This is a genomic window from Siphonobacter sp. (genome assembly GCF_048595215.1).
Classification (GTDB): domain Bacteria; phylum Bacteroidota; class Bacteroidia; order Cytophagales; family Spirosomataceae; genus Siphonobacter.
On the sequence record NZ_JBMDWJ010000088.1, the window covers coordinates 1 to 3830 of the forward strand.

General features: G+C 50.2%; 3 protein-coding genes. 2 read left to right on the top strand and 1 reads right to left on the bottom strand.

What is annotated here, in order from left to right:
* The coding region (locus ACOJTG_RS04975) for an FGGY family carbohydrate kinase (RefSeq protein WP_420152802.1) at window positions 1–924 on the top strand (924 nt) is incomplete at its 5' end.
* Between the two features lie 289 nt (window positions 925–1213).
* Here ACOJTG_RS04975 and pdhA read toward each other — a convergent pair.
* Window positions 1214–2230: a pyruvate dehydrogenase (acetyl-transferring) E1 component subunit alpha gene (gene pdhA, locus ACOJTG_RS04980; protein WP_094812431.1), complete on the bottom strand. Its 1017-nt coding sequence runs from the start codon at window positions 2228–2230 to the stop codon at window positions 1214–1216.
* Window positions 2231–2361: 131 nt separating this feature from the next.
* Here pdhA and recF point away from each other — a divergent pair, with 131 nt between their 5' ends.
* Window positions 2362–3495, top strand: a complete 1134-nt coding sequence (gene recF, locus ACOJTG_RS04985; RefSeq protein ID WP_420152803.1) for a DNA replication/repair protein RecF — start codon at window positions 2362–2364, stop codon at window positions 3493–3495.
* Window positions 3496–3830 lie beyond the last annotated feature (335 nt).

The window sequence follows — 3830 nt, forward strand, 5'->3', positions numbered from 1 at the left end:
CAGCTCATGGACCTACGTACCTTACAATGGGATGAGGGCTTATTGGAAACGTTTGGCATTCCCCGCAGTATCCTACCCGAAATCCGTTCCTCTTCAGAAGTGTACGCAACGGCCAAGGGCGTACTCGAAGGCGTACCGCTCGCGGGCATTCTGGGCGATCAGCAGGCGGCTCTGGTGGGACAAACGTGTTTTCGTCCGGGAGAAGCCAAGAATACTTACGGCACGGGCTGTTTCATGTTAATCAATACCGGCGACTCGCTGACCCAATCCACCCACGGCCTCGTGACGACCGTGGCCTATCAGTTGGGCAATCAGCCGGTTCAGTATGCTCTGGAAGGCTCCGTGGCCATTGCCGGGGCTTTGGTACAGTGGTTACGGGACAACCTGGGCCTGATCGAAAAAAGCTCGGATATCGAAACGCTGGCCCGTACCGTGGAAGACAACGGCGGCTGTTATTTCGTACCGGCCTTTTCGGGGTTGTATGCTCCGTACTGGCGAAGCGATGCCCGGGGCGTCGTGGCTGGCTTAACTCGTTTCGTTACCAAAGGTCACTTGGGGCGGGCCGCTCTGGAAGCCACCGCCTTTCAAACGCTGGAAATTCTGGAAGCCATGGAGAAAGATGCCGGGGTACGACTCTCAGAATTACGCGTAGATGGGGGTATGACGGTCAACGAACTTCTCATGCAGTTCCAGTCGGATTTACTGAACGTTCCCGTGGTACGTCCGACCATGATTGAAACCACCGCTCTGGGAGCCGCCTATGCCGCCGGACTAGCCGTGGGGTACTGGAAAGACCTCGATGACTTACGCCAGAACTGGGGCATCGAAAAAACCTGGAAACCCCAAATGCCCCGAGCCAAACGCAACGCTATGTACCGAAGCTGGCGAAAGGCCGTGCGGCGGTCATTTGGCTGGGAGGAATAGGGTTAAATTTGGTTATTGGTTTTTTGTTGTTAGTTATTGGTTGTTGATGAGGTTGTTTTACTGGAAAGAATGCTTTAGAAGGCTTGAAAGTTCTCCTAATAAATGTTTCTCTAACTCCGAAGGAGTTAAACCTCATTAGCCCCGTATGCAATGCGGGGTAACTCATTCGCCGAGCATCCTCTTTTCCTATTGCACAAAAATAATACGGGTAACGAACCATCGATTGATGATTCATTACCCGTATTACGTACCAGACGTTAGTTGCCAACAAGCAACCAACAACTAATCGCTATTCCTGAATAAACGGATAATCTTCCTGAACGTATACGTCTTTGTACGCTTCGCTCGGATCCGGCCAGGGTGATTCTTCGGCAAATTTCACCGATTCTGCCACCTGTTCTTTGATTTTATCTTCGATAGCAGCCAGATCTTCTTCCGTAGCCAGCTCGTTTTCGAGGATCGTAGCCCGTACCCATTCAATCGGGTCACGGCGTTTGTATTCTTCTACCTCGTCCTTCGTCCGATATTTCTGAGGGTCGGACATTGAGTGACCCCGGTAGCGGTACGTTTTGAATTCGAGGAAGGTAGGCCCTTCACCGCTACGAGCCCGCTCGGCAGCCCGGCTTACGGCTTCGTGTACGGCTTCTACGCTCATACCATCTACGGGCTCCGAAGGCATGTCGTAGGCCTCGCCGATGGTGTACAGATCCGTTACGTTTGACGTCCGTGCGACAGACGTACCCATGGCGTAACCATTGTTTTCTACCACGAAGATGACGGGCAGTTTCCAGGTCATGGCCATGTTAAAGGCTTCGTGCAAAGCTCCCTGACGAACGGCACCGTCGCCAAAGAAACAGATACACAAATTTTTCGTTTTGAGATACTTTTCAGCAAAGGCGATACCCGCTCCCAGCGGAATCTGAGCACCTACGATGCCATGACCGCCAACGAAGTTCACTTCTTTGTCGAAAATGTGCATCGATCCGCCTTTTCCTTTGGTCGTACCCGTAGCTTTACCGAACAATTCGGCCATGATTGCATTCGGGCTGGTACCCAAGGCCAGGGGAAATCCGTGGTCACGGTACGCAGTGATCCACTTGTCATCTTTCGTCAGAGCCGATACGCAACCCGACGAGCAGGCTTCCTGACCGATGTACAAGTGACAGAAACCCCGGATTTTTTGTTGTCCGTAGAGCTGTCCGGCTTTTTCTTCAAAACGCCGCTGAAGCAGCATATTTTCAAACCAATAGAGGTAGGTTTCTTTCGGGTATTTTACCTTCGCTTCGGCTTTTTCTTTTTTTGCCATTGAACGCGGGATTAAGAAGAATGGAAATAATGTCCGATTTTCCGACTTTTTCTCCGGCCAAAGGCACGAATCTGGAAAACCTTGGTACAAAACTTTCGGCGAAATTAGCCTGCAATCGTCAAAACACAAAGATGCTTTTTCTCGAACGCCTTCATTTAACGCATTATAAATCCTACGAATCGGGAAGCTTTCAATTTTCTGAGCGGGTAAATGCCATTGTAGGCGAGAATGGTAGCGGAAAAACCAACCTGCTCGACGCCATTTATTTTTTATCCCTGACCAAAAGTGCACTGACCAGTCAGGACGCTTTGTCTATTCAGCACGGGGCTAATTACATGGTGATTGACGGAAATTTTTCTATCACTCCCTCGGAATCCACGGCCGATGAAGCGACTACGGTCACTACTTCGGTACGTACGCAGCAGATTACCATTTCCCTTCCCCGGGGTCAACGGAAGGCCGTGCTGCACGATAAGAAACCGTACGAACGACTGGCCGATCACATTGGAAAATTTCCCGTGGTACTGATTGCTCCCGATGATACCGATCTGGTTCGGGAGGGTTCGGAAGAACGACGGAAATTTTTTGACGGGGTACTTTCCCAGCAACGCCCCGATTACCTGAGCGATTTGCTCCAGTACAACCGGATTCTGGAGCAACGGAACGTACTTCTCAAGCAATTTCACGAACGCCATTACACCGACGAAGATTTGCTTGAAGCGTATTCGCAGCCGCTGGTCGATCTAGCCTTGCGGTTACACGAACACCGGCAAGCCTTCCTAGCTGAATTTTTACCCGTTTTCCAGCAACATTACGCGGAGTTGAGTGAAAGTCGGGAGGCCGTCGAAATCAGGTATGAGTCGGAAGTAGACCCTGAACATTTCCGGCAACAATTCTGGCTAAATCGCCACCGGGATGTAGCCGCCCAACGTACGACTCTGGGCGTTCACCGGGACGATTATGCGTTTGAAATTGACGCGTATCCACTTAAAAAATTCGGCTCGCAGGGGCAGCAGAAATCTTTCGTAGTAGCTTTGAAACTGGCTCAGTTTCATTTATTGACGCAGGAAAAAGGCTGGCAACCCATTCTCTTGCTCGACGATATTTTCGATAAACTTGATGATCGCCGAATCGCCAAACTGATGGAAATGATGAAGGATGGAACCTTCGGGCAGGTGTTTCTCACCGATGCCCGTCCCGAGCGAACGGAAACCTTACTGACGGAGGGAGGAATTCTGGCCAATATGATCCGAACGGATGAATAGGTATCGTCTACCCTTGAATATCAGTAGTAGATGTTACGGATAACGTATCTCCCGGGAAATATTTTGATTAAACTGGTACGTGTGAACATGAACTAGACGTACTCTCTCCTGATGGATTATTCCATCCACGGCATTTGTTACAAATCCAAAAATGGGTGCTACGCCTGCCCTCTCAACAAAAAATCCCCATCCAGACGGCGGGGATTTTGTTCGTCACCAACAAACTATTTCTTTTCTTTTTCTACTTTCTTCATCACCTTATCCCCGGCTTTAAGTGTTTTGGAGACGTGGGTAAAGGGCCCGGATACAACTTCTTCACCGGCTTTGAGGCCCGA

Excerpts from the sequence above, each read along its gene's own strand:
- pdhA (WP_094812431.1), bottom strand. The coding sequence starts at position 2,230 with ATGGCAAAAAAAGAAAAAGCCGAAGCGAAGGTAAAATACCCGAAAGAA.
- recF (WP_420152803.1), top strand. The coding sequence starts at position 2,362 with ATGCTTTTTCTCGAACGCCTTCATTTAACGCATTATAAATCCTACGAA.